We start from the raw sequence: 767 nt of genomic DNA, 5'->3' as shown, positions 1-767 counted from the left end.
GGAGGCCCTTTCGGAGGAGCGCTATCTGACCGGCTTGGTTCCTTTAAGAGCATTTTGCTGGTGACCGGTTCCTTTGCCATCATTATGTTCTTACTGCCGCTGTCTACATCGTCTATGATTTTCTTTTTGCCTGTCATGGTGATTTGGGGTCTTCTGAGCTGGAGCCTCGCCCCGGCTCAGCAAAGCTATTTAATTGAAATTGCACCTGATTCGTCTGACATTCAGCAAAGCTTTAACACATCGGCCCTCCAAGTCGGAATTGCCCTTGGCTCAGCCATTGGCGGTGTTGTTTTGGATCAGACGGGTACTGTGGTGTCAACAGCATGGTGCGGCGGATCGATTGTGATCATCGCTGTCCTGTTTGCTTTCATTTCTTTAACAAGACCTGTTCAAACAGCAAAAAAATCCTCCTTGTAAAAGGAGGATTTTTTATTATTTAGCTGAAAGCTCATCTTCGGTGACCCATTTGTGGTTTTTCACTTTTTCGCCGCTTGTTGTCGATGTATAGTCAACCATGTATACAGTTGTTTTTTCCGCGGAATCGATCTCGGCTGTTGCTCCTTTCATGCCTTTCATATGAGAAGCCTCTAAAATCACCTGATCTCCGGGTTGTAACGTTTTATCTCCGGCATCTTTGATTTCTTCTTGGATCACCCATTTGTGATGATCCACACGCTGTCCCCCATTAGTCGGAGTATAAGAAACCACATACGCAGTTGTATCATAGGCGCCTGTTACCGTAGCTTCAGCACCTTTCATGCCTTTCA

General features: G+C 46.0%; 1 protein-coding gene and 1 pseudogene. One reads left to right on the top strand and one right to left on the bottom strand.

Features of this window, described 5'->3' with window-relative positions:
- Positions 1-417, top strand: a pseudogene (gene pbuE / locus ACWHAR_RS26205) (purine transporter PbuE); the annotation flags it as partial.
- 15 nt (positions 418-432) lie between these two features.
- On the opposite strand, the gene ACWHAR_RS26200 reads toward pbuE, so the two are convergent.
- On the bottom strand, positions 433-767 hold a 335-nt coding region (locus ACWHAR_RS26200; RefSeq protein ID WP_452088312.1), incomplete at its 5' end, for a YdhK family protein.

This window comes from Bacillus sp. LR--39, from assembly GCF_053613335.1.
This window is presented reverse-complemented; position numbering and strand designations above follow the sequence as displayed.